We start from the raw sequence: 342 nt of genomic DNA, 5'->3' as shown, positions 1-342 counted from the left end.
ATACAATGTTAAATTGATGAACAACAAAAAAGGATATTTAAACTCTTTTAAAAACGAGCTAGGGAATAAGTTTCTCTTCCTAGGGTTTAAAGAAGAAAGAAATAACTTTAAATCAGAGTTCACGAAAGAAGAGATAAAAGCGATTGATGAAAGATACTTGGAATTTATTGAAGAGGTCTAAAGTTAATTCTTGACAAATATAAAGTAATTTGATAATATTGTTTTATAGAAAGGGGATTAAACAATGGCAACACAAAAAGCTATAAAGGTCGTAGCTTATAACCCTACAACGGAAGAAGAACTACACTTCAGCTGTAAGGCTCAATGTGCTAAGTATTTTGG

The 342-nt window shown here is 30.4% G+C and carries 1 protein-coding gene; it reads left to right on the top strand.

Annotated features, from left to right (window positions below; all coding sequences use genetic code 11):
• A partial coding sequence (locus EII29_RS12960; RefSeq protein ID WP_125237628.1) for a hypothetical protein occupies window positions 1-181 on the top strand: 181 nt, incomplete at its 5' end.
• Window positions 182-342 lie beyond the last annotated feature (161 nt).

It is taken from the genome of Leptotrichia sp. OH3620_COT-345, from assembly GCF_003932895.1.
Classification (GTDB): domain Bacteria; phylum Fusobacteriota; class Fusobacteriia; order Fusobacteriales; family Leptotrichiaceae; genus Pseudoleptotrichia.
Note: the sequence above shows the minus strand (reverse complement) of the source record. Positions and strands in the feature narration are given on the sequence as shown.